This is a genomic window from Candidatus Villigracilis saccharophilus (genome assembly GCF_016711665.1).
In genome coordinates, this window is the sequence record NZ_JADJSO010000025.1 from 21,438 (window position 1) to 42,610 (window position 21,173).

Consider the following 21,173-nt stretch of genomic DNA (forward strand, 5'->3'; position numbering starts at 1 on the left):
GTTAATAATCTTGTAAGAGATTTGTAGAAAATATCAACATCATTCTTTCCATCAAGAGACGACATGTTCATTACTTTGGAAGGCCCCGAAGGCTCCGGCAAGACATCACACATCCCCTACCTCGTGGAATATTTGCGCGAGAAGGGGCATACCGTTTTCCCCACCCGTGAACCGGGCGGGACGTCCATCAGCGAGCAGGTCCGCGATATTCTGCATGACTTGAAGAATACCGAGATGCACCCGCGCACCGAGACCTTGCTCTATCAAGCCGCGCGCGCGCAGATCGTGGAGCAGGTCATCAAGCCGCGTTTAACTGCGGGCGAAGTTGTGATCTCAGATCGTTATTATGATTCAACCATCGCCTATCAAGGCTATGGACATCAGCAGGATCTGGAACAGGTGCGCGCGCTGGTGAAATACGCCACCGGCGGATTGACTCCCGACCTGACGATCTTGCTTGACCTCGATGTGGAGGTCGGACTGAAACGAAAGAAACAAAACGAGTCCGAATGGAATCGCATGGACGATCATGAAGTGAAATTCTACGAAAGAGTCCGCGCGGGATATTTGGAAATGGTCAGGCAGGAACCACGGCGCTGGGTTGTGGTTAACTCAGATCAGAAGTGGGATGATGTGCAGGCAGAGTTGAAGAAAGTCATTATGACAGGATTAACTGGATCATGATCGTTCAATCAGAAGAAGATATCAAACATCTGAAAGCCATTGGTCATATCTGTGCCATGACCTTGCAGACCATGATGGAACGCGCCAGACCCGGCATGACCACATTGGAGTTGGACAATATCGGCATGGAGTTCCTGAAAAAAGCAGGCGCTCAATCCGCGCCGATGGCGATGTATCATTTTCCCGGCGCGACCTGCATCAGCGTGTCGCCGGTCATCGCGCACGGCATTCCCAATGAACGTGTTTTGCAGGAAGGCGACCTGGTCAATATCGATGTCTCGGCTGAGATGAACGGCTATTACGGAGACACCGGCGCTTCGATGGTCATTGCCAGGCAGGTGCCTGAATATGAAAAACTGCTCGCGGCTGCCAGGTCCGCGCTTGAGAAGGCGCTGCAGGTTGCTGTGGCGGGGAATCCGCTCAATTTGATCGGTCAAACCATTCAACAGGAAGCCCAACGCAACGGATACGGCGTCATTTTTGATCTGACCGGTCACGGCATCGGGCATAAATTACACGAAGCTCCCGCTGAAGTGTTCAACTATAACAAGCCCAAAGACCGCCGCATTCTTGAAGAAGGTCTGGTACTGGCCATTGAGCCTTTCCTCACCACCGGCAAAGGACACGTTTTCGAAGAACGGGATGGCTGGTCGCTGCGGACGATCGACCGCACGATCGCCGCTCAATTCGAACACACGGTCATCGTCACAAAGAACGAGCCGATCATTCTTACGGTCTAAAGAATGCCCAACCTGCATCTGTTCTCCTCGCCCGGCAAAGATGATATTCGCTATATCATCGAAGCCAGCCGGCCTTATCTAAAAGATAAGGATGACGCTACGGTGGCGTATCTGCCGCTCGCATCTCTTTACGCTGAGAGATGGCAGGTGGATACAGAAAATTCCTTTAAGAGTTTGGCGCGCCTCGAAACGATCAATGCTGAGACCATGTCGTTGACGCAGATGGAAGACATTATCCGCCGCGCTTCATTGGTGTATATCCCAGGTGGAAACACATTCCTGCTCAATCACCGCCTGCACGTCAGCCGATTAATGCTTTTTCTGCGCAAGAAAGTTCAGGCAGGACTGCCTGTGGTCGCATTCAGCGCCGGCGCGATTTTATGCGGACCGAACATTCTCACATCCAAAGATATGAACACGGTCGCAACATCAACTTTTGAAGGGTTGAATGTGACGCCTTTTAATTTCTCGCCTCATTATCCGCTGGATGCGTATGGTCAATCTGTAAAAGATGAGTGGCTGGCGGATTATCATTTCTTCCATGACAACCCTGTGGTCATGATGTCTGACGGCGCGTATGTAAAAGTTATCGGAAAGAAAACAACGCTTGTCCGCGGCGAGGCATGGATCCTGCGTAAAGGACAGGAAAAAGAAAAACTTGAAGAGCATCAGTTGATCACATTATAGGAGTTGTCCAATGACCGAACAATGGATCCCCAAAGATAAACAGGAATTAATGTCCGCGATCGAAAGAGAGTGGATACTGTTAAGGGCTGTCGCAGAAAAACTTACCGACCGGCAAATGACATCTCCAGATGAAGGCGGCTGGTCGCCCAGGGATAACCTGGCTCATCTGACGGAATGGATGAAGGTGTTGATGGGGTATCACATGGATCATCGTCCGAGTCATGAGGTCCTGGGTGTTTCCCCCGCAGCCGTCAAAGACTGGGATTTTAATATTATCAATCCGCTTTTGTTTGAGAGAAACCGCGAACGTTCACGGCAGGATGTTTTGGATGAAATGATGCAGGTCTATCGACAACTGACAAATAAATTGGATTCGATGACATTTGAAAACTTGATGGCACCCCGTCATCCTGACGACCCTGAAAAACGGCCATTGGTCCTTTGGGTGCTGGGAGATACCATTGAACATTTTGAAGAACACCGCAAGACCATTGAAAAGACGGTACAGGCGTAAAGCAATACTCCCGCAGAAAACAAGTCTGCGGGAGGTTTGTTCAGTCTTCCTTCAACCATCTTTTGACGGCGGCATGCGGATGCACATATTTTTCCATGGCATCCATTAATTTTACAGGGTCTGATTCGCAGAACACGGCTTTGCGATGCTCGGGAAAAATAAAGCCTTCCATCACGGCATGATCCATGGCGGCGAGCAGGGGAACATAATAATTTTTTACATTTAACATTCCGACAGGTTTTTCATGCGCCCCGGTCTGCGCCCAGGTGATGGTTTCGAAGAGTTCATCCCAGGTGCCGAAACCGCCGGGCAGGGCAATGTATCCATCCGCGAGTTCGTGCATGCGCGCCTTGCGTCCATGCATGTCAGGGGCGACATCCATCTGTGTCAGACCGCTATGCGCGAGGGCGGTGGTGTTCATGGACGGGATGATGACCCCAATTACATCGCCTCCGGCGGATAACGCCCCATTCGCCACTTCGCCCATTAACCCTGTTTTACCGCCGCCATAGATGAGACGAATCCCTCTTTGAGCGAGCATCCTGCCCATTGTATGGGCGGCAGTCCTGTAATCGGCGTGAACCAGGTCAGAAGACCCACAATAAACACATATTGATTTCATTCTCTATTTATCTTCCCTTTGTAGAATATTTTCTGCAACTGTATCACAAATTTTCACAGGTTAGAGTTGTGTTAGTGTGCCTGTTGGGCGCTTGACTCAGCCATTGCGCGGTGATAACAATAGTATTATGGACTATAAGGATTATTACAAAATACTCGGTGTGGACCGCAAATCCAGCGCGGATGATATCCGCACGGCATATCGCAAGCTGGCCATGAAATTTCATCCGGATAAAAACCCCGGCGACAAAAAGGCCGAGGATAAGTTCAAGGAGATCAACGAGGCCTACCAGGTCTTGAGCGATGATCAAAAGCGCGCTCGTTATGACCAGTTGGGGAGCGCCTACACTGATTTTCGATCGAGCGGCGGGCGGCCCGCAGACTTCCGCTGGGATGACTGGTTTCAGCAGAATGGTCAACAAAGAAATTATGCAGGCGGCGATGATCCACTGGGGGGGGCAGGCGGCTTTTCAGATTTTTTCCGCACCATCTTCGGTGAGGCGATGCGAAACTCTGCGCGTGGTCAGGCTGGACAACAGCAGCAACAGCAAGGCTACCAGCAGGAAATTCAGATCAGTTTTCAAGAGGCGTATGGCGGTACATTACGCCATCTGCAAAGCAATGGACGCAAACTGCAGGTGCGCATCCCTGCCGGGGTGAAGACCGGTTCAAAAGTAAGAGTGGCAGGCGCGGGTCCCGATGGACTCGATCTTTATCTGATCGTAAATGTCGCTGAAGACGATAATTTCGAACGCGATGGGCAGTCCCTGACCACGACATCCACATTAAGCGTGTTCACGTTGATCCTCGGCGGCGAGACCGATGTCGAAACGCCCACCGGCAAGGTCAAGTTGAACATTCCGGCCGGCACACAGGTAGACCAGGTCTTTCGTCTTGCGGGGCGCGGCATGCCGCACGTGAAGGACCCGAAAACAAAGGGCGATCTTTTTGTGAAGTTGAAAGTACAAATTCCCAGGCAATTGTCGTCCAAGCAGAGAGAATTGCTTGAAGAAGCGGCACGAATCAAGTTTTAGTGTAGAGGAGATTTTTATGAAAACAAAGCGAAGCATTCTGGCTTTTACTGTTTTGATCGCGGCCATGCTGGCTTGTCAGTCTTTACCGTTATCCAATCAACAGCCCGCGTCTGTGGCTGAATCGGTTCAGGCCATTGCCCCGATCATTTCAAATGCTGAAAACCCCGCCTCCCAGTCGGGTGGTTTGGTGGCGCTGTATGAAAACGTCAGCCCGGGCACCGTTGCCATCATTACAGACCAGGGACAGGGATCTGGTTTTGTGTACGACGGGCAGGGACATGTCATTACCAATTTCCATGTGGTCGAAGGCGCGACAACCATCGAAGTCAGGTTTATGTCCGGCTTCATGTCGTATGGGACGCTCGTTGGGACAGATACTGATTCAGACCTCGCCATTATCAAAGTGGACGCTCCGGCTGAAGAGCTTCATCCGCTCCCGCTCGGCGATTCAGACGCGCTGAAAGTTGGTCAGACCGTGGTGGCCATTGGCAACCCGTTTGGTCTGGACGGCACCATGACCGTCGGCATCATCTCCGCGCTTGGGCGCACGTTGGACGCCATCCATGAAACTCCGGATGGGCGGCCATTCACTGCCGGCGATATCATCCAAACAGATGCCGCCATTAACCCCGGCAATTCCGGCGGTCCGCTCTTTAATACCAATGGTGAGGTGGTCGGCATTAATCGCGCCATTCGCACGGTAAGCTCGACCAGCGCAGGCGAACCGGTCAATTCTGGAATTGGTTTTGCCATTTCGGTCAATATGGTCAAACGCGTCGCTCCTGTTTTGATCGAAACCGGCAAATATGATTATCCATTTTTGGGCATCTCATCCATGGATTCATTAAGCCTGGAAGTTGTCAAGGAGTTGGGACTCAGCTCGTTTACCGGAGCCTATGTCACTGATGTTGTTGCGGGCGGTCCCGCAGAACAAGCCGGAATAAAAGCCGGGACCACCTCCACCGCCATTACGGGATTGTTTGGCGGCGGTGACCTGATCGTCGCCATCGACGGGCGGGACATCCGCACGTTTGATGAACTGCTGGCATATCTCATCACGAACAAAGGGCCTGGCGACACGGTCACATTGACCGTACTGCGCGGCAGCGAAAAAGTGGATGTGCCCATAAAATTGGATAAGCGCCCATAAAACAAAATCTCCGAGTTCTAAAAGAACTCGGAGATTTTTATATTAACTTTGAACAGCAGGCTTTAATAAGCCTTGCGTTGCTACGCTTCAATTTTTTGTTGCTTTGATTTTGACTTCCTGGCGGCCGCAGTGGTGTGGAATATGATCTTGTTCGCCTCGGCGTCCACATCCACCTGCACAACCACGCCATCCTTGTATTTACCGCCGAGCAATTCCACAGAGAGCGGGCTTTCGACATATTTTTGGATCGCACGGCGCAGCGGACGCGCGCCGAAGGCGGGATCAAAGCCTTCCTTCGCCAGCCAGATGCGGGCGGCGTCGCTGAGTTGTACTGTGATATCGTGTTCGTTCAAGCGGTCTTGCACTTCCTTCATCTGTAGAACAACGATCTCTTCCATCTGCTCAACGGTCAGCGGCGAGAACATAATGGTCTCATCCACGCGGTTGATGAACTCCGGTCGGAAGGCGGCTTTGAGCGCTTTCTCGATCTTGTCGTGCATGGCACGCTCATCATCATCTGCTTTTTGGGTGAGGAATCCGAGGGTGCCGCCTTTTGTCACATATTCAGTACCCAGGTTCGAGGTCATGATCAGAACCGTATTGCGGAAGTCCACCACCTTGCCCTGTCCATCCGTCAAGCGGCCGTCATCCAAAATTTGTAGCAGGGCATTCCACACTTCGGGATGCGCCTTTTCAATTTCATCGAATAGCACCACGCGGTACGGGCGACGGCGGACCGCCTCCGTGAGCTGACCGCCTTCTTCGTAACCGACATATCCCGGAGGCGCGCCAAACAGGCGGCTGACCGTGTGCTGTTCGCGATATTCGGACATATCAATGCGGACAAGCGCTTCCTCATCATCGAACATGAACCATGCCAGGGCTTTTGCCAGCTCGGTCTTGCCGACCCCGGACGGGCCGATAAAAATAAAGGAGCCGATCGGCCGGGCAGGATCTTTCAAACCAGAACGCGCGCGGCGAATTGCGTCCGAGACCGCGTGGATGGCTTCCTCCTGACCGATGATGCGCTCGTGCAAACGCGCTTCCATGTGCAGGAGTTTTACAGACTCAGTCTCAAGCATCTGGTTGACAGGGATGCCCGTCCATTGATGCACGACCGAAGCGATATCATCCACATCGACCACTTCATCGAGTTGATGTTCGGTTTCCCATTTATCACGTTTTTCTGCGTACTCAGTTTCAAGACGCAGCCGTTCGGCCTTCTTTTGCGCGGCACGTTCGTAATCGCGTTCCAAGCCGGCCTGCTCTTCTTCCGCGCGCAGGCGGTCCACATCGGTCTTCATGGATTTTAGATCGGGAGGCATGGAATACAACGCCACGCGGACTTTGGCCGCGGCTTCGTCGATCAGGTCAATGGCTTTGTCGGGCAGGTGACGATCGGTCACGTAGCGGTCAGCCAGGCGGGCTGCGGCGGTGAGGGCTTCGTCCGAAAAATGGACTTTGTGATGGGCTTCATAGCGGTCGCGCAAGCCGTGCAGCATCTTGATCGTATCGTCCACGCTCGGCTCATCCACATGGATGGGAGCGAAACGTCTTTCAAGCGCCGCATCTTTTTCAATATGTTTGTGGAACTCATCCAGTGTGGTCGCGCCAATACATTGCAGTTCGCCGCGCGCGAGCGCCGGCTTAAGCATGTTGGACGCATCCATCGCACCTTGCGCCGCTCCCGCGCCGACGACCGTGTGCAGTTCGTCGATCATCAGGATCACATCGCCCTTCGAGCGCTGGACTTCATCCATCACGGCTTTGAGGCGTTCTTCAAATTCACCGCGGAAGCGCGACCCGGCGATCATCGCGCCGAGATCAAGCGCGACGACTTTCTTGCCCGATAGGATCTCGGGCACATCGTTGCTGGCGATCTTCTGCGCCAACCCTTCCGCAATGGCGGTCTTGCCGACACCTGCTTCGCCGATCAGAACCGGGTTGTTCTTGGTGCGGCGGGAAAGGATCTGGATCAGGCGCAAAATTTCCTTGTCGCGGCCAATGACCGGGTCAAGTTTGCCTTCGCGCGCCAATTGGGTCAGGTCGCGCGAATATTTTTCGAGGGTACGGTATTTCGTCTCGGCCTGCGGATCGGTCACACGCTGTCCACCGCGCAAATCTTGAATTGAATCGTAGACGCGGTCGCGGGTCAGCCCGGCGCTTTCCAGGATGCGGGCGGCGGGGGTGTTGCGCTCGGTCAGGATGGCGAGGAAGATATGCTCGGTGGAAATGTATTCATCCTTCAGGCGGTTGGCTTCTTCGTTGGCAAGATCAATGATCCGCTTGACGCGCGGCGTGATGAAGATCTGTCCCGCGCCGCCGCCGAAGATGTTCGCCTTCGGGCTGGCCCGCAGAGTGGCGTCCAGCCGTTCGGTCAGGGCTTCGGCGCTGACGTTTAATTTCTCAAGGATTTGGGGAATCACACCGCCGGGCTGTTCAATAAGAGCCAGCAGGATGTGTTCGGTGTCTATCTGGTTGTGTCCGTAGCGCTGGATGATCTCGGCGGCACGCTGCGCGGCCTCCTGCGCTCTTTCGGTAAATCTATCAAATCGCATCATAAGGGGTAACCTCCGTTGGCTGACAGGAAAAAAGACAATGAACAACGGACAGTTACGCGGGTCTGTAGTCTAAAGTCTACGGTCAGTCAATAGGGCATTATAACAAAAGGAAAGTTGGCAAAAGATATATACGGCATAAGAAATGTGTATGAATAAACAGCTATAATATCCATATGGCATCTTTCACCATCCCTGCGCGCGCAGAGCAGCATGCCAACCTGCGCCCGCTCAGCATACTAAGGGACCTGCCTGCGGTTGCAGACCTGATCGAGGTGTGTTTCTCCAGCACTATGGACAGTGACGGCAGGCGTTATGTGCAGGATATGCGCCGTGCCGGCAAGGATAATTCCTTCCTGCAATGGGCGAACCGTGCCGCCGAGTCCACATCCCTGCCGCTGACGGGTTATATCTGGGAGGAGAACGGAAGGATCGTCGGCAACGCCAGCCTGGTCCCATTTCGAAATAAAGATCAACGTGTTTATCTGATCGCCAATGTCGCGGTCCACCCGGACTATCGCCGTCATGGAATTGCGCGCGCCCTTACCGAACGCGCCATCAAACACGCGCACGATAAGAAAGTAGGGAACATCTGGCTGCATGTCCGCGACGATAACCCTGCGGCGATCGAACTGTATACCAAGCTTGGGTTTGTGGAGCGCGCCCGGCGCACTTCTTGGCAGGCGAATACCGACCTCAACGCAACGCTCCTGCACCCGAATATCACGGTAACCAGCAAAAACCCGGGCGATTGGCAGACACAACTCAACTGGCTTACACGTCTCTATCCCGACCCTTTAAGCTGGCACCGCAACTGGAATTTTCACTACCTTCGGCCTGGCGTCGCCAACTGGCTGTACCTGCTTTTCATAGACATGAGCATCCGCCAGTGGACGGCTGTCAAGGATGACCGCATGGAGGCCGCGCTGGCGTGGATTCCCAATGGGCGCGGAGAATCCCTTTTCGCCGCAACCGGCGAAGGGTCGGACCCAGATGCGTTAACTTCCCTGCTGCTTAAAGCACGCCGCGATCTCCATCAACTATACCCAACCATCGCGTTGGAATTCCCATCCGGTGAATTTGACCATGCCATTTTTTCCGCTGGATTCAAATCATTGCGTACCCTGATCTGGATGCAGGCAACTTTGTGAGGCTGCCTGCGTATTTAATATATTCCGTATTTGCGAAAGCGGCGTACCTGATTTGCCTGGCAAATCATGCGGTGAGCAATCTCCAAAACATGATGAGATTGCCTGGTCAGAAAGAGCAAGCGCCTTCCTCGCAAAGACATATATATCAAAAGGAGTTTCAATGACTAAATTTTTTCTTCGTTGGGCAATCAATGCGATCGCATTGTATGTTGCGGTTCAATTCGTGGCTGGCATTGACTTTCAGGGACAGTGGACAGGCTTGTTATGGCTCGCGCTTATCATCGGTTTGTTGAACGCGCTGGTGCGGCCTATTCTTAAGCTGCTGACATTCCCATTGATCATCCTCACGCTTGGACTGTTCACCGTCGTCATCAATACGATCGTGCTGATGTTGACCAGCTCGATCGGGCAGGCGTTCAACCTCGGACTGACCGTGGACGGTTTCTGGCCCGCCCTGCTCGGCAGTATCGTGATCAGTCTCGTGAGCGTGGTCTTGAGCCTGCTCGTGCGCGATGAGTTGAAAGGCAAGCGGAAGTAATTTTACGGATAAACGAAAAAGGATAAAAAGTTCGGAACACCACAGTCCCGAACTTTTTTTATTCCCATGATCTCCAAAAACAGTTTCAGCGCGGGACCCTGATAACACTTCCCCAGTTGTCAAATCATTACCCCATCCGCAATTTTGACACACTGCTTGACAATCCATTTGCATGTGGATACACTACGTGACGTTTGGGGAGTAGCCGCCTGTCACCCCGCGGAATGAGTTGTCGTCATTCCATTGGTAGGCTCCGCGCGCCATCGGCAGCTTGTGCGTTTGAAAGCGTTGACGAGACCATCACAGAGGCTGTGGTGGCCTCGTTTTAATTTTCAGAGAAACGATATTTTTTGGAGTTTGGGCTGCGGAACTTCATCCAGGAGATTTTGAATGTCACATGAAGAAATAAAAGATCAGGAATGGCATGCGCTAAAAGCAGAGGATGTCTTAAAGCATCTTGAAGTTCAGGATGCTGGACTATCTTCAGCGGAAGTTGAAAAACGCCTGCAATATTATGGGCAAAACCAGCTGAGAGAAGCGCCGCGCCCGGGCTTTCTTGCCTTGCTGTGGGCGCAGTTAAATAACTTTGTCGTGATCCTGCTGATCGTGGCTTCTGTGATCTCCGCCCTGCTGGGCGACTATGTCGAAGCAGCTGCAATTATGGCGATCGTTGTTCTGAATTCCGTGCTGGGCATTGTACAGGAGCAGCGGGCAGAACAGGCTTTGGCGGCGTTGAAAAAACTGGCCGCACCCGATGCGCAGGTATTGCGTGATGGTGTACGCCGTTCTGTGCCTTCTTATAATCTGGTGCCAGGCGATATCGTTTTTCTGGAAGCTGGGAATTTTATTCCCGCGGACCTGCGTTTGCTTGAAGCAGTTAATTTACGGGTGGAGGAAGCATCCCTCACTGGCGAGTCGCTGCCTGTGCAAAAGAACGCGGCAACCGTGCTTGAGAAGAATGTTCCGCTGGGGGATAGAAAAAATACAGCTTTTCTGGGGACACTCGTCAATTATGGACGCGGGCGCGGGGTCGTGACCAGTACCGGGATGCGTACCCAGCTCGGCTTGATCGCCACCATGCTGCAAAGTGTTGAAACGGAAGAAACGCCTTTACAAAGAAGACTTGACCAGCTTGGCAGGTCGCTCAGCATTGGTTCGTTGATCCTGGTTGCGGTTGTCTTTATCGTTGCGCTGATCAACCAGACAAATATCAGTCAGTTGTTCACAAGTCCGCTCGCATATTTTGGCGAATTCGCCGAACAGATCACCGAAGTATTCATCATCGCCATCAGCCTCGCGATCGCGGCCGTGCCCGAAGGTCTGCCCGCGGTTGTGACGATCTCGCTGGCGCTTGGGATGCGCGAGATGATCCAGCGCCACGCGCTCATCCGCAAACTGTCCTCGGTCGAGACGCTTGGTTCTGCCACCGTCATTTGTTCGGATAAAACCGGCACGTTGACTCAAAATGAAATGACCGTGACCCGCATCTGGGCGGACGACCAATTTGTGCATGTGACTGGAACAGGATACGCACCCCAGGGTGAATTCCAGGTGGATGGCGCGAAAGTGGATGTGAAAAAATATCCCGCGATCCTTTCCACGCTCTGGCTTGGTCTGTTGAACAACGATGCCACCATTGAAAAAACAGGTGAGAACGATGCGGTACAGACCTATCGTATCGTGGGCGACCCGACAGAGGGTTCGCTGCTGGTGGCTGCCGCCAAGGCTGGGGCAATTCATCTCGACATCGATGAGGCGTATCCGCGCGAAAATGAAGTACCGTTCGACTCGGAACGCAAGCGCATGATCACCATTCACGATGTGCGAGACCCAAAACCGCACGACCCATCTCCGTTCTATGATGAGAAACATAAAAATTGGGATGTGATCGCGGTCAAAGGCGCGCCTGATATCGTGCTTGAGCTGTGTACGCAGTATCAAGGCATGGACGATAAGCCGCAGCCAATGACCAAAGAGGCCAGGGAGCGTATTCTGGCCGCGAACGATGCGATGACCAGGGATGCACTGCGCGTGCTGGGTCTCGCCTATCGTCTGGAAAGAGATGTTCCTGATGATCCTGAAAAAATAAAAGCAGAAGAACTGGAAAAGAATCTCGTCTTCGTGGGTCTGGTCGGCATGATCGACCCGCCGCGTACGGAAGTGAAACCCGCTCTTGAGCGTGCGCGCCACGCGGGCATCCGCACGGTGATGATCACGGGTGACTTCCCCAATACAGCCAAGGCCATTGCCGAAGCGATCGGTCTCTTGAGACCCGGCAAGAAGGTGCTCACAGGCGCGGCTCTGGATGATATGGACGATGAAGAATTAAAGAATATTATTGAAGACACAGATGTCTTTGCGCGTGTTTCGCCTGAACATAAAATGCGGATCGTGGATGCTCTGCAAGCCAATGACGAGATCGTCGCGATGACCGGCGACGGCGTGAATGATGCCCCCGCCATCAAGCGCGCCGACATTGGTGTGGCAATGGGCATTACAGGCACAGATGTCGCCAAGGGAACAGCGGATATGGTTCTGACGGATGATAATTATGCCAGCATCGTTTCGGCGGTCCAGCAGGGACGTATCATCTATAGCAATATCCGAAAATTCGTGTTCTTCCTGCTTTCATCAAATGTGGCAGAGATCATGATCATCTTCCTTGCCACGCTGGCAGGCTTGCCTGCACCGCTCACCGCCATTCAACTCTTGTGGCTTAATCTCATTACAGATGGCGCGCCCGCGCTGGCGCTTGCGATGGAAAAAGGCGATCCCGATATCATGGATCGCAAACCGCGCGCAAAAAATGAACCGATCGTTAATCGTTCGATGGGTGTTGGCATTGTGATTCAGACCATTGTGCAAACCGGAGCTGTGTTGGGCGCTTTCGTGATGGGGTTGATCTGGCATCTCGAAGCGGGAGCAATCATCCCGTCAGGAACGAACGCGCTGTCCTTCATCCTCGCGCATGATTGGCGCGGAATTGATGTCCAAACTGCCGAGACGATGGCATTCGTCACTTTATCCCTCGCTGAACTGTTCCGTGCCTACACGGTCCGCTCGGAACGCGCATCTGTATTTCAGATCGGGTTCTTCTCAAATAGATATATGCAATACGCGGTGGGACTTTCCATCGCACTGCTGTTGATCGTATGCGCGGTTCCGTTCCTGCAGCCGATCTTCAACACACATTTCCTGACTGGCCGTGAATGGAGCGTGGTGCTTGGGCTTGCGCTGATGCCCGCTGTGGCGGAGGAGATCACCAAATTCTTCCTGCGAAGAAGCAAGGCATAGAATTAGAAAGTTCCCGTCCATGGACGGGAACTTTCTTTGTCAAAAGATGATATTTGTCAGGTATGGCTCGCGATAAAGACCAATTACAATCAACCCATGATCAATGAGCGTGACCGTAAAAGTTTGCTAGCTATCAATCTTGGACTAGGCATTAATGTTTTTCTTGCCTTTATCAAGACGATCTTCGGCATTTTGGGGCATAGCCCGGCATTATTGGCGGAAGGCATCAACTCAACTTCTGATGTGGCATATTATATTGCCGCCAGTATCTTCGTGCGGCTTGCCAACAAGCCCGCTGATCATGAGCATCCATACGGACACCGTCAGATGGAGAGCATCGCCTCCGTGGTGATCGGTTCATTCATTGTTGCGACAGCGGTCGCGGTCTTTTGGGACTCGGTGGACAAGGTTTGGGATCTGGCAGATGGATTGGTCAGTTCCCAGGGCGCGCATCCATTCGCGCTGTGGGTGGCTCTTGGGACTGTCGTCATAAAGGTCTTTCTAACCTGGTATATTCGTAAACTTGGGCGGGACACAAATAACCCGGTCGTGAACGCGCTCGCGTACGATCATCGCAATGACCTGTTTTCTGCGTCTGCCGCGTCGATTGGCATCTTCCTCGGTCAGCGCGGACTGCCGTGGGTGGATCCGCTGGCGGGGGCATTCGTTGCGTTCCTGATCATGCGAACAGGCATCTTTGTGCTGAGGGAATCATCCACGGATCTAATGGGAGTTGTCCCCAACCGCGACCTGGCGGAACGGATCGCGGCCCTGCTGAAGACCGTGCCCGGGGTAAAGCAATTGGAGGAATTGCAGGCGCATCGTTTTGGACCTCATATCGTGGTCAATTTGACGATCGGCATTGACGGTGGAATCAGCGTTCGCAGGGGAAATATCATTGCCAGTAATGTGGAAGAGAAACTGCTCAGTTCGGTCCCGAATATAAAACGGGTGCATGTCCATTATCACCCGGCTGACAAACGCCACAAGGATATGAGCATTGACGATATTTTGGGAGAATCGCAAAAACATTCCTCGCCTTACCAGCCTGAATATTATGAATAGTCACGCTTCAAGCGTGACTATTTTTTTCTTAGGAATGAGTGCATTTCTTTTAGCGTTTGTTTCCAGGCAGATTCGACATCCAGTTTGCGTTGAATCTCCCCCGCGCGGTGGCGCATGAGAGTCAATACGCGTTCATCTTCTTCAGCGTCCAGCCAGAAGCCGTGATCGTTGATGGAGCAATAATCCAGCTTGAGGTCATATAATCGATATTGGAACTCATCCAGACTGTCTCCGCAGTGCGGGCAGGGATAATTTGTTTTGGATTGAAAATGCACCAATGACCCCTTGTGCGCGTCATCGTCAAAGGCGACATCTTCAAGACGATCCAATTCAGGCGTATCAAGCCACATGCCCCGGCAGCTGGGGCAGGAGTCCACCTCGATCATACCTTTATAGTATTTCTTTACCAGATCCGTGGCGCATTTTGGACAGTTCATTTGCTATTCTCCTGCCAGGTCCTCAACCTCAGGGAGGACTTGATTCACCAATTCCTCTACAGACTTTCCTGTTGAATGAACGTCAAGCCAGACTAAAAATTCTGTATTTCCTTTGGGACCTAATAATGGTGACTTGATCAGCCCCAGTAAACTGAAGCCTTCCTGTTTTGCATATCCAAGCACGTCCAATAAGACCTGCCTATGGATCTCGGGATCGCGGATCACGCCATCGCCGCGGGACACATCTTTTTTTCCCGCTTCAAATTGCGGCTTGATCAAACAAAGCAGTTGGGCATTTTCAGCCAACCAGTTCTTTGTGACAGGTAATAATATTTTTAATGAGATAAAGGAAGCATCCACTGTTACAAAGGAAACTTTCTCAGGCAGGCTTTCAACATGGCGCGCATTGGTTTCTTCCATGACAACCACCCGCGCATAGTTTCGCAGCTTCCAGTGCAGAATCCCCTTGCCTACATCGATCGCGTAAACTTTCGCCGCGCCGCGCTGTAACATACAGTCCGTGAATCCGCCCGTTGATGCGCCGACATCGGCACACACCAAATCTTTTACTTCGATCCCAAAGGCTTCCAGCGCCGCATCCAGTTTTTCGCCGCCGCGTGAGACAAAGCGCGGACCGTGGTCAACTGTCAGCGTGGATTTTGGATCAATTGCAGTGGCAGGCTTGAGCGCGACCTGATCGTTCACCCGCACCTGTCCAGCCATGATCAGGGCTTGTGCTTTCGCACGCGATTCAGCCAATCCGCGTTCCATCAATAAAACATCCAACCGGGTTTTGGGCATGAAAATATTGTATCAGGTAAAATAGATGCATGATAAGTGCCTTGCTGAAAACCATGCGTCCGCGTCAATGGGCGACCAAGAACATTTTTATTTTTGCCGCGATCGTATTTGACAAGCAATTATTCATTGTTGATTCGTTCCTGCGAACGCTTGCAGGTTTCGCGTTGTTTTGCCTCATCTCATCTAGCGTTTATATTTTCAATGATCTTGCCGATATTGAAGCAGACCGCCAGCATCCCGAAAAAAAGAAACGTCCCATCCCGTCTGGAAAACTGCCGGTCCCTGCCGCGTGGGCCGCGGGTTTTTTTCTGGCTGTATTCACGCTCGGAACTGGTTATTTGCTTGCGCCGTCTTTTGCCTATGTGATCGGGCTCTATTTCCTAATCAACATGGCTTATTCAAAGTGGCTGAAGCATATTCCCATCATTGACGTGCTTGTCATTTCAGCGGGCTTTGTTTTGCGCGTTGGCGCGGGCGTGACCCTCATTCAAGTGGAACGATTTTCGCCCTGGCTGTATGTGGTCATGACCCTGCTTTCGCTTTTTCTTGGCTTTGGCAAACGCCGCGCCGAACTTGCGCTGCTCGCGCAGGGTGCGGGCTCGCACCGCAAAGTATTGGACGGCTATACACTTCCGCTTCTTGACCAATACATCATGATCGTTTCAGGCACGACCATCGTTGCCTATTCACTTTACACATTTTCCGCTCCCAATCTGCCGCAGAATCACAGCATGATGTTGACCATTCCATTCGTGGTTTACACCATCTTTCGTTATCTCTATTTGATCGAAGTGAAGCATGCGGGCGGCGCGCCGGAAGAAATATTATTATCAGACCGACCATTCCAGATCGCGATGTTCCTTTGGGGAGCCACTGTAATCGCAATCTTTTATCTCCTGTGAACACATTCGCGTCTGCGCCCGGCAAGATCATCCTCTTTGGTGAACATGCGGTGGTGTATAACCGCCCTGCGCTCGCCGTTCCCGTCACGCAGGTTCATGCGGATGTTGAAGTTTTGGGTTCACCTCGCGCAGGGATATTCATCAACGCCCCCGGCATTGACCTGTACGCCGAGCTGGATTCGCTCCCCGTTGAATATCCGATTTGTTCGGTTATTCTCAGACTGTTTCAACGCTTTGAGATTTCCCGGCCGCCTGATCTCGAAATAAATATTTCATCCAGCATTCCTGTCGCATCGGGACTCGGCTCCGGCGCGGCAGTTTCCGTGGCGTTGACCCGCGCGCTTTTATCTTATCTGTCACGTTCCTTCACGGATGATGAGGTCAATTCTTTAGTATTTGAAATCGAGAAACTTCATCACGGCACGCCATCAGGGATCGACAATACCGTTATTACGTATAACAAGCCCGTCTATTTCATAAAAGGTCAGCCAGTGGAAACGTTTAAAGTGGGCAAGCCTTTTACCGTTGTGATTGGTGATACAGGCGTCTCAGCGCTGACAAAAGAATCCGTTGGGGATGTGCGCCGCTCATGGTTGAGAGACACGGCAGTTTTTGAGAATTATTTCGATGAGATCGCTCAGATCGCATTGATCGCGCGTCGTTCCATTGAACACGGAAAGCCTGAATTACTTGGCGAACTCATGGACCAAAATCATGCGTTATTACAACGGATGACAGTTTCCTCTCCCGAATTGGATAAATTAGTGGATGCCGCCCGCAAGGCTGGCGCGCTTGGCGCCAAACTCAGCGGCGGCGGACGGGGCGGCAATATGATCGCTTTGGTGGAGCAGGATAAGGCGGAGGCTGTTGCGAATGCATTAATCTCCGCTGGCGCAAAACGGACGATCATCACTGAGATCAGTTAAAACTGTGTTGCAGTCTTATGAACAAAAAATGGCTCGCTCCCATTCCGCCTTATCTCGCCGTGTGGGCGGGATTGTTTTTGTTCAAAAGCGCATGGATGACTCTGGTCGGATTCCATATTGCGATTCTGTTGACACTTTTGTTTTTGCGCCCCAATCTTCCAGTCAACATTCTTTTCAAAAGCAAATTTCCAAAATGGATATTGGTCAGTGTGCTGATTTGCAGTACCAGCGGAATTGGCTTGTATTTTCTTTGGGATCTATTTGGTATTGCCAGTGACCTGCCATTTCAGTTAAAAAATCTCGGCTTGAACCCATCCTCATGGCCGATGTTCATGACTTATTTTGTGCTTGTAAATCCATTCGTCGAAGAATATTTCTGGCGCGGCATCCTTGGCAGTGATTCCAAACAGTTGTATTTCATGGATGTGATTTTTGCCGGCTACCACACGCTGATCTTGTGGGGCAGGGTCCATCCATTCTCCATTCTGTTCGCGTTTGCAGTTCTCACATCCGCGGGCTGGCTGTGGCGTCAGATCGCGCGGGAGGATAAAGGTCTGCTGGCGCCGGTGCTGGGTCATATGGCTGCCGATTTCTCGATCTTATTGACTGTCTATTGGCTGACCACGTGACTCGTTCATCAAACCATCATAGCCAGAAATTGTTCAATATCGTTTGTAGCGGCTTGCGCGGCGGGCGCGATGCGGCGCGATACGCCGATGTACTGGTCGAAGGCATGGACCGTATCTGGAAGTTCAATATACACCGAAGGGACGTTCACTGTTTGCAGGGCATGATGTAACTTCCTGCCCTGTGACGCGTCGATCACAAAATCATTGTCGCCGAAGATCTGCAGAGTTGGCGGGCAGCACGAGTCTACGTATGTGAGCGGGGAATACAGATGATACTTTTTTGGAGCTTCGTTCAATGTCCCGCCGATCAAATTTACCAGCAGCAATGCGCCGCCGGGCATGTTTGAATAGCGGTAAGCGGGGAAAGCGCGCGAGCGGGTCAAAAATTTATCCAGCCAGGTCTTGTCGTGGACATACGGCAGCAGGTCTTCTGTGATCGTTGAGCTCGATTCTGGCTGACCTGGATTCGCTTCGCCGTATTCATGAAAATATGCGGCCATGTCTGTGATGCCTGCGATCGAGACCACTCCGCGGACAGATGTGTCAGCATCCACCCGCTTTGGTTGGAAGGACGGAATATTCGACGTGTATGCCGCAAGCAATGCAAGCTGCCCGCCGCCCGCGCCGCCCATCAATACAATTCGTTCGGGGTCAATATCAAGACGTGCGGCATTTTCTTTGATCCAGATGATGGAACGCTTGACATCATCCAGCATTTTTTTCATGTCCGCTTCAGGAGCGAGTGAGTAGGCCAGATCCATGACCACGTGGCCTTGATTCACCAATCGCGAAAACAACGGGCGTGAGAGAAAATCCTTGTCTGCGGCCTGCCATAGGCCGCCGTGCAGGTAGATAATGCCAAGGCGGGTGCGCTTGACTTCGGACGGTGGCAGCCACAGGTCGCAGTAAAGAGGCGCCGCGCTGCCAATGTTGATATCCCTTTGATAGAGTCCGAATGGTTTGGACGGCTGGATCAGTTGATAGGGACGCGATAAACGCTTCCACAGATCGGGGTCGATCCGCTGCTCCCAATCCTTTCCGAACGCAACCTCGAAGGCATCATGCCGCTTCGTTACTCGGACTGTGTGCCTGATGCCGGCAAATGCGCCGAACAGCCCGCTGACGGCCGCTTCGCGGTCACCGCGTATGAGCCCGATCAATGCGCCGAGTCCTCCCGCGATGGCGAGGAACGGCGCCCATGCGCCCGCCCATAATTTTGGCAGCCACATGACCCCGCCCGCACGGCCTTTGGGTGAGCGGATGAGGGTCAGCAGGCCAAAGAATGCCGAGACAAAACTGAGGAAACGGGAAAGTTTTTTCATGGTCGGCATTATATCCCCATGTGGGCAGTTCAATTATGAGACTTCGGAAATCATCGTCGTATAATCAGCAGGCCAACTCCCTAAACTCTGGAAAATACATGAACATCTTTGTTTTGAAATTAATTCTTGCCCCGATCATTATCGGCTCCGCCAGTCTTGCGGGCCGTCGCTGGGGACCGGCTGTCAGCGGCTGGATCGTCGGTATGCCGCTCACATCCGGACCGGTCATCTTTTTTGTGGCGCTTAGTCACAGCTCCGCTTTTGCGGCGAATGCGGCATTGGGAGTCTTGAGCGGCGGGCTTTCGCTCGTAGCTTATGCTTTAACTTATTCCTGGCTGGCGGTGAAATTCCGCTGGCAGATCGCCATCACGGGCAGCTTGCTTGTTTTTGCCACGAGCACTACGATCTTGCAAAACTTCACTTTTCCACTCCTGCCTGTCTTTTTCATGGTAGCTACAGCGATCGTGCTTGGTTTGCTGTTTATGCCCAATGACACGGTGGCGAAAGAAGGTGAAGCAAAACCGGGGAAATGGGATATTCCAATCCGTATCTTGATCGGAACGAGTTTTATTTTGTTGTTGACCGGCATTGCGCCGTTGATCGGTTCACGCTTGACGGGCCTGCTGACCACCATTCCCTTATATGTCACTATTCTGGCGGTCTTTGCTCACCGGCATCAAGGTCCAGCCGCAGCAGCGCATGTTCTGCGCGGACTGCTGTATGGGATGTTCGCGTTCACGGGATTTTTTATTGTGTTGAGTCTATTGATCGAAAAGACAAGTTTGGCCGTTTCTTTCGGAGCAGCGGTGTTGACTGCGTTGGTGATTCAAGGCTCATCTTTGATGATCTTAAATCTGTTGCACAGAAAGTAGGGGCGAGGTCACCTCGCCCCTACTTTTCTTCCGGTGGTTTGACAGAGCGAAATTCCCTGAATAATAAAAGGTCATAAATGATCTTAAGTCCGCCGGCGAGGAATAGCGGGGCATTGAACAGGAATGGAATGCTAAAGAAAAGCCTGTCAACATGGGGGAGATGGCTGCACCAACAGAACGCGCGATGGCGGTCACACCCGAAGCGGCGGATCGTTCGTCGGGGGCAACAACAGCCATGGTGTACGATTGACGTGTGGGGACATCCATTTGCGAGATGCTGAATCGCAGGAGCAAAATCCCTATGGCGAGAGGCAGATTTGGCATCAACGGAACGAGCATCAATAAAATATTCGATGGGATGTGCGTGAAGACCATCGTGTTGATCAATCCGATCCTTGTAGCGAGGGGCACAGCTAGCAATGCCGAAATTCCTGCGAGCACATTTGCGCCAAAGAAGATACTGCCAAGTGTTCCAGAGTCCACACCGAATTTCACATGGAACCAGTACGCGATCATGCTTTGCACAACCAATCCGCCGGCGAATGCATCCAGTGCAAAGAGAGCGCTCAATTTGAAAACAACTTTGCGCGAGCGATGCAAGCCAAGAGTCTTTTTGACATCTGTTTTTATTTCGGTCACTTCGATTGCGGATGAAACGCCCATGAACAAGATCAAAAGTAAAATTCCGCCGAGCCCGTATCCCATCAACACAACGCGGTATGACTCCAGTTGAGACATGCCGTTGCCATTCAAAATCTTTGCCAGCCATCCGCCCGCGAGCGCGCCTGTTGCAGTTGCGAACGAGCCGACCATGTTGTACCATGCGAAGAATTTCGTGCGTTGTTTGTCGGGGATGAGTTGAGACAGTCCCGCTTGTTCCACGGATAGGAACGGCCCGATCTCATTTCCGCTTGGGCTGATGACGCCGATGATGGCAGCCGCCATCAACAGAATAATATTATTTGTGATGACAAACACGGCACCCGCCCCGACCATGAGCAGGGCGCCGACCAACAGAGTTTTCCTGCGCCCGAACTGGTCCGCATGCGTGGTGAGCCATAAGGTGATGCCCGCGTCGCCGGCCAGCGTCAGCGTAAAGAGCAGACCGATCATCTTTTCGTCGAAGCCTGTTTCAGCGAGATAAAGAGCGAGCACCACCGAGAGAAATCCGTAACAGAACAAACGGATGATGCGGGTTGCGAAAAGCAGAACAATGTCGCGTTGATGGGTCATGAAGTGTCCTATAAT

General features: G+C 52.3%; 20 protein-coding genes. 14 read left to right on the forward strand and 6 right to left on the reverse strand.

The window, feature by feature from the left end; genetic code table 11:
* The first annotated feature begins 63 nt into the window (after positions 1-63).
* The 4 genes from tmk to IPL17_RS10165 are packed head-to-tail and all read left to right on the forward strand — an operon-like array spanning position 64 to position 2,625.
* Entirely contained in the window at positions 64-684 is a 621-nt protein-coding gene (gene tmk, locus IPL17_RS10150) for a dTMP kinase (RefSeq protein WP_345306974.1), read from the forward strand.
* A complete protein-coding gene (map, locus tag IPL17_RS10155) occupies positions 681-1,424 on the forward strand; it encodes a type I methionyl aminopeptidase (protein WP_345306975.1) in 744 nt (247 codons plus the stop codon). Before tmk ends, map begins: the two co-directional genes overlap by 4 nt.
* 3 nt (positions 1,425-1,427) lie before the next feature.
* Entirely contained in the window at positions 1,428-2,111 is a 684-nt protein-coding gene (locus IPL17_RS10160) for a Type 1 glutamine amidotransferase-like domain-containing protein (protein WP_345306976.1), read from the forward strand.
* 10 nt (positions 2,112-2,121) lie between these two features.
* Entirely contained in the window at positions 2,122-2,625 is a 504-nt protein-coding gene (locus IPL17_RS10165) for a ClbS/DfsB family four-helix bundle protein (RefSeq protein WP_345306977.1), read from the forward strand.
* 40 nt (positions 2,626-2,665) lie between these two features.
* Here IPL17_RS10165 and IPL17_RS10170 read toward each other — a convergent pair whose 3' ends face one another.
* Positions 2,666-3,247: a TIGR00730 family Rossman fold protein gene (locus IPL17_RS10170; RefSeq protein ID WP_345306978.1), complete on the reverse strand. Its 582-nt coding sequence runs from the start codon at positions 3,245-3,247 to the stop codon at positions 2,666-2,668.
* A gap of 127 nt (positions 3,248-3,374) precedes the next feature.
* On the opposite strand from IPL17_RS10170, the gene IPL17_RS10175 reads away from it, so the two are divergent.
* Together IPL17_RS10175 and IPL17_RS10180 are read left to right on the forward strand one after the other, a co-directional pair.
* Positions 3,375-4,280 carry a J domain-containing protein gene (locus IPL17_RS10175; protein ID WP_345306979.1) on the forward strand — a complete coding sequence of 302 codons (906 nt, stop codon included), beginning with the start codon at positions 3,375-3,377 and terminating at the stop codon, positions 4,278-4,280.
* Positions 4,281-4,296: 16 nt separating this feature from the next.
* On the forward strand, positions 4,297-5,430 hold the full coding sequence (locus tag IPL17_RS10180) for a trypsin-like peptidase domain-containing protein (RefSeq protein ID WP_345306980.1): 1,134 nt from the start codon (positions 4,297-4,299) through the stop codon (positions 5,428-5,430).
* A gap of 80 nt (positions 5,431-5,510) precedes the next feature.
* Here the strand turns inward: IPL17_RS10180 and IPL17_RS10185 are convergent, their stop codons facing one another.
* A complete protein-coding gene (locus IPL17_RS10185) occupies positions 5,511-7,988 on the reverse strand; it encodes an AAA family ATPase (RefSeq protein WP_345307000.1) in 2,478 nt (825 codons plus the stop codon).
* Positions 7,989-8,164: 176 nt separating this feature from the next.
* Here IPL17_RS10185 and IPL17_RS10190 point away from each other — a divergent pair, with 176 nt between their 5' ends.
* From IPL17_RS10190 to IPL17_RS10205, 4 genes are all read left to right on the forward strand, one after another.
* Positions 8,165-9,139 carry a GNAT family N-acetyltransferase gene (locus tag IPL17_RS10190; protein WP_345306981.1) on the forward strand — a complete coding sequence of 325 codons (975 nt, stop codon included), beginning with the start codon at positions 8,165-8,167 and terminating at the stop codon, positions 9,137-9,139.
* Positions 9,140-9,299: 160 nt separating this feature from the next.
* Complete coding sequence (locus tag IPL17_RS10195) at positions 9,300-9,677, forward strand: phage holin family protein (protein WP_345306982.1); 378 nt, start codon at positions 9,300-9,302, stop codon at positions 9,675-9,677.
* Between the two features lie 390 nt (positions 9,678-10,067).
* The gene (locus IPL17_RS10200) at positions 10,068-12,971 is read left to right on the forward strand and encodes a cation-translocating P-type ATPase (RefSeq protein ID WP_345306983.1); all 2,904 of its coding nucleotides are present in this window, start codon (positions 10,068-10,070) and stop codon (positions 12,969-12,971) included.
* Positions 12,972-13,007: 36 nt separating this feature from the next.
* Positions 13,008-14,036: a cation diffusion facilitator family transporter gene (locus IPL17_RS10205; protein ID WP_345306984.1), complete on the forward strand. Its 1,029-nt coding sequence runs from the start codon at positions 13,008-13,010 to the stop codon at positions 14,034-14,036.
* A gap of 17 nt (positions 14,037-14,053) precedes the next feature.
* Here IPL17_RS10205 and IPL17_RS10210 read toward each other — a convergent pair whose 3' ends face one another.
* Both IPL17_RS10210 and IPL17_RS10215 read right to left on the reverse strand, forming a co-directional pair.
* Positions 14,054-14,473, reverse strand: a complete 420-nt coding sequence (locus IPL17_RS10210; RefSeq protein ID WP_345306985.1) for a zf-TFIIB domain-containing protein — start codon at positions 14,471-14,473, stop codon at positions 14,054-14,056.
* Between the two features lie 3 nt (positions 14,474-14,476).
* Positions 14,477-15,274: a TlyA family RNA methyltransferase gene (locus tag IPL17_RS10215; RefSeq protein ID WP_345306986.1), complete on the reverse strand. Its 798-nt coding sequence runs from the start codon at positions 15,272-15,274 to the stop codon at positions 14,477-14,479.
* A gap of 29 nt (positions 15,275-15,303) precedes the next feature.
* Here IPL17_RS10215 and IPL17_RS10220 point away from each other — a divergent pair, with 29 nt between their 5' ends.
* Genes IPL17_RS10220 through IPL17_RS10230 form a run of 3 tightly spaced genes read left to right on the forward strand, consistent with a single transcriptional unit; the run spans position 15,304 to position 17,731 of the window.
* Complete coding sequence (locus tag IPL17_RS10220) at positions 15,304-16,176, forward strand: decaprenyl-phosphate phosphoribosyltransferase (RefSeq protein WP_345306987.1); 873 nt, start codon at positions 15,304-15,306, stop codon at positions 16,174-16,176.
* Positions 16,173-17,102, forward strand: a complete 930-nt coding sequence (gene mvk, locus IPL17_RS10225) for a mevalonate kinase (RefSeq protein WP_345306988.1) — start codon at positions 16,173-16,175, stop codon at positions 17,100-17,102. Before IPL17_RS10220 ends, mvk begins: the two co-directional genes overlap by 4 nt.
* A 17-nt stretch (positions 17,103-17,119) precedes the next feature.
* On the forward strand, positions 17,120-17,731 hold the full coding sequence (locus IPL17_RS10230) for a CPBP family glutamic-type intramembrane protease (RefSeq protein WP_345306989.1): 612 nt from the start codon (positions 17,120-17,122) through the stop codon (positions 17,729-17,731).
* Positions 17,732-17,739: 8 nt separating this feature from the next.
* On the opposite strand, the gene IPL17_RS10235 is transcribed toward IPL17_RS10230, so the two are convergent.
* On the reverse strand, positions 17,740-19,053 hold the full coding sequence (locus IPL17_RS10235; protein ID WP_345306990.1) for an alpha/beta hydrolase: 1,314 nt from the start codon (positions 19,051-19,053) through the stop codon (positions 17,740-17,742).
* A 98-nt stretch (positions 19,054-19,151) separates the two neighbouring features.
* Between IPL17_RS10235 and IPL17_RS10240 the strand changes: the two genes are divergently transcribed.
* On the forward strand, positions 19,152-19,925 hold the full coding sequence (locus IPL17_RS10240; protein ID WP_345306991.1) for a hypothetical protein: 774 nt from the start codon (positions 19,152-19,154) through the stop codon (positions 19,923-19,925).
* On the opposite strand, the gene IPL17_RS10245 is transcribed toward IPL17_RS10240, so the two are convergent.
* Positions 19,902-21,158, reverse strand: a complete 1,257-nt coding sequence (locus tag IPL17_RS10245; RefSeq protein WP_345306992.1) for an MFS transporter — start codon at positions 21,156-21,158, stop codon at positions 19,902-19,904. The genes IPL17_RS10240 and IPL17_RS10245 overlap by 24 nt on opposite strands.
* Positions 21,159-21,173: the final 15 nt, after the last annotated feature.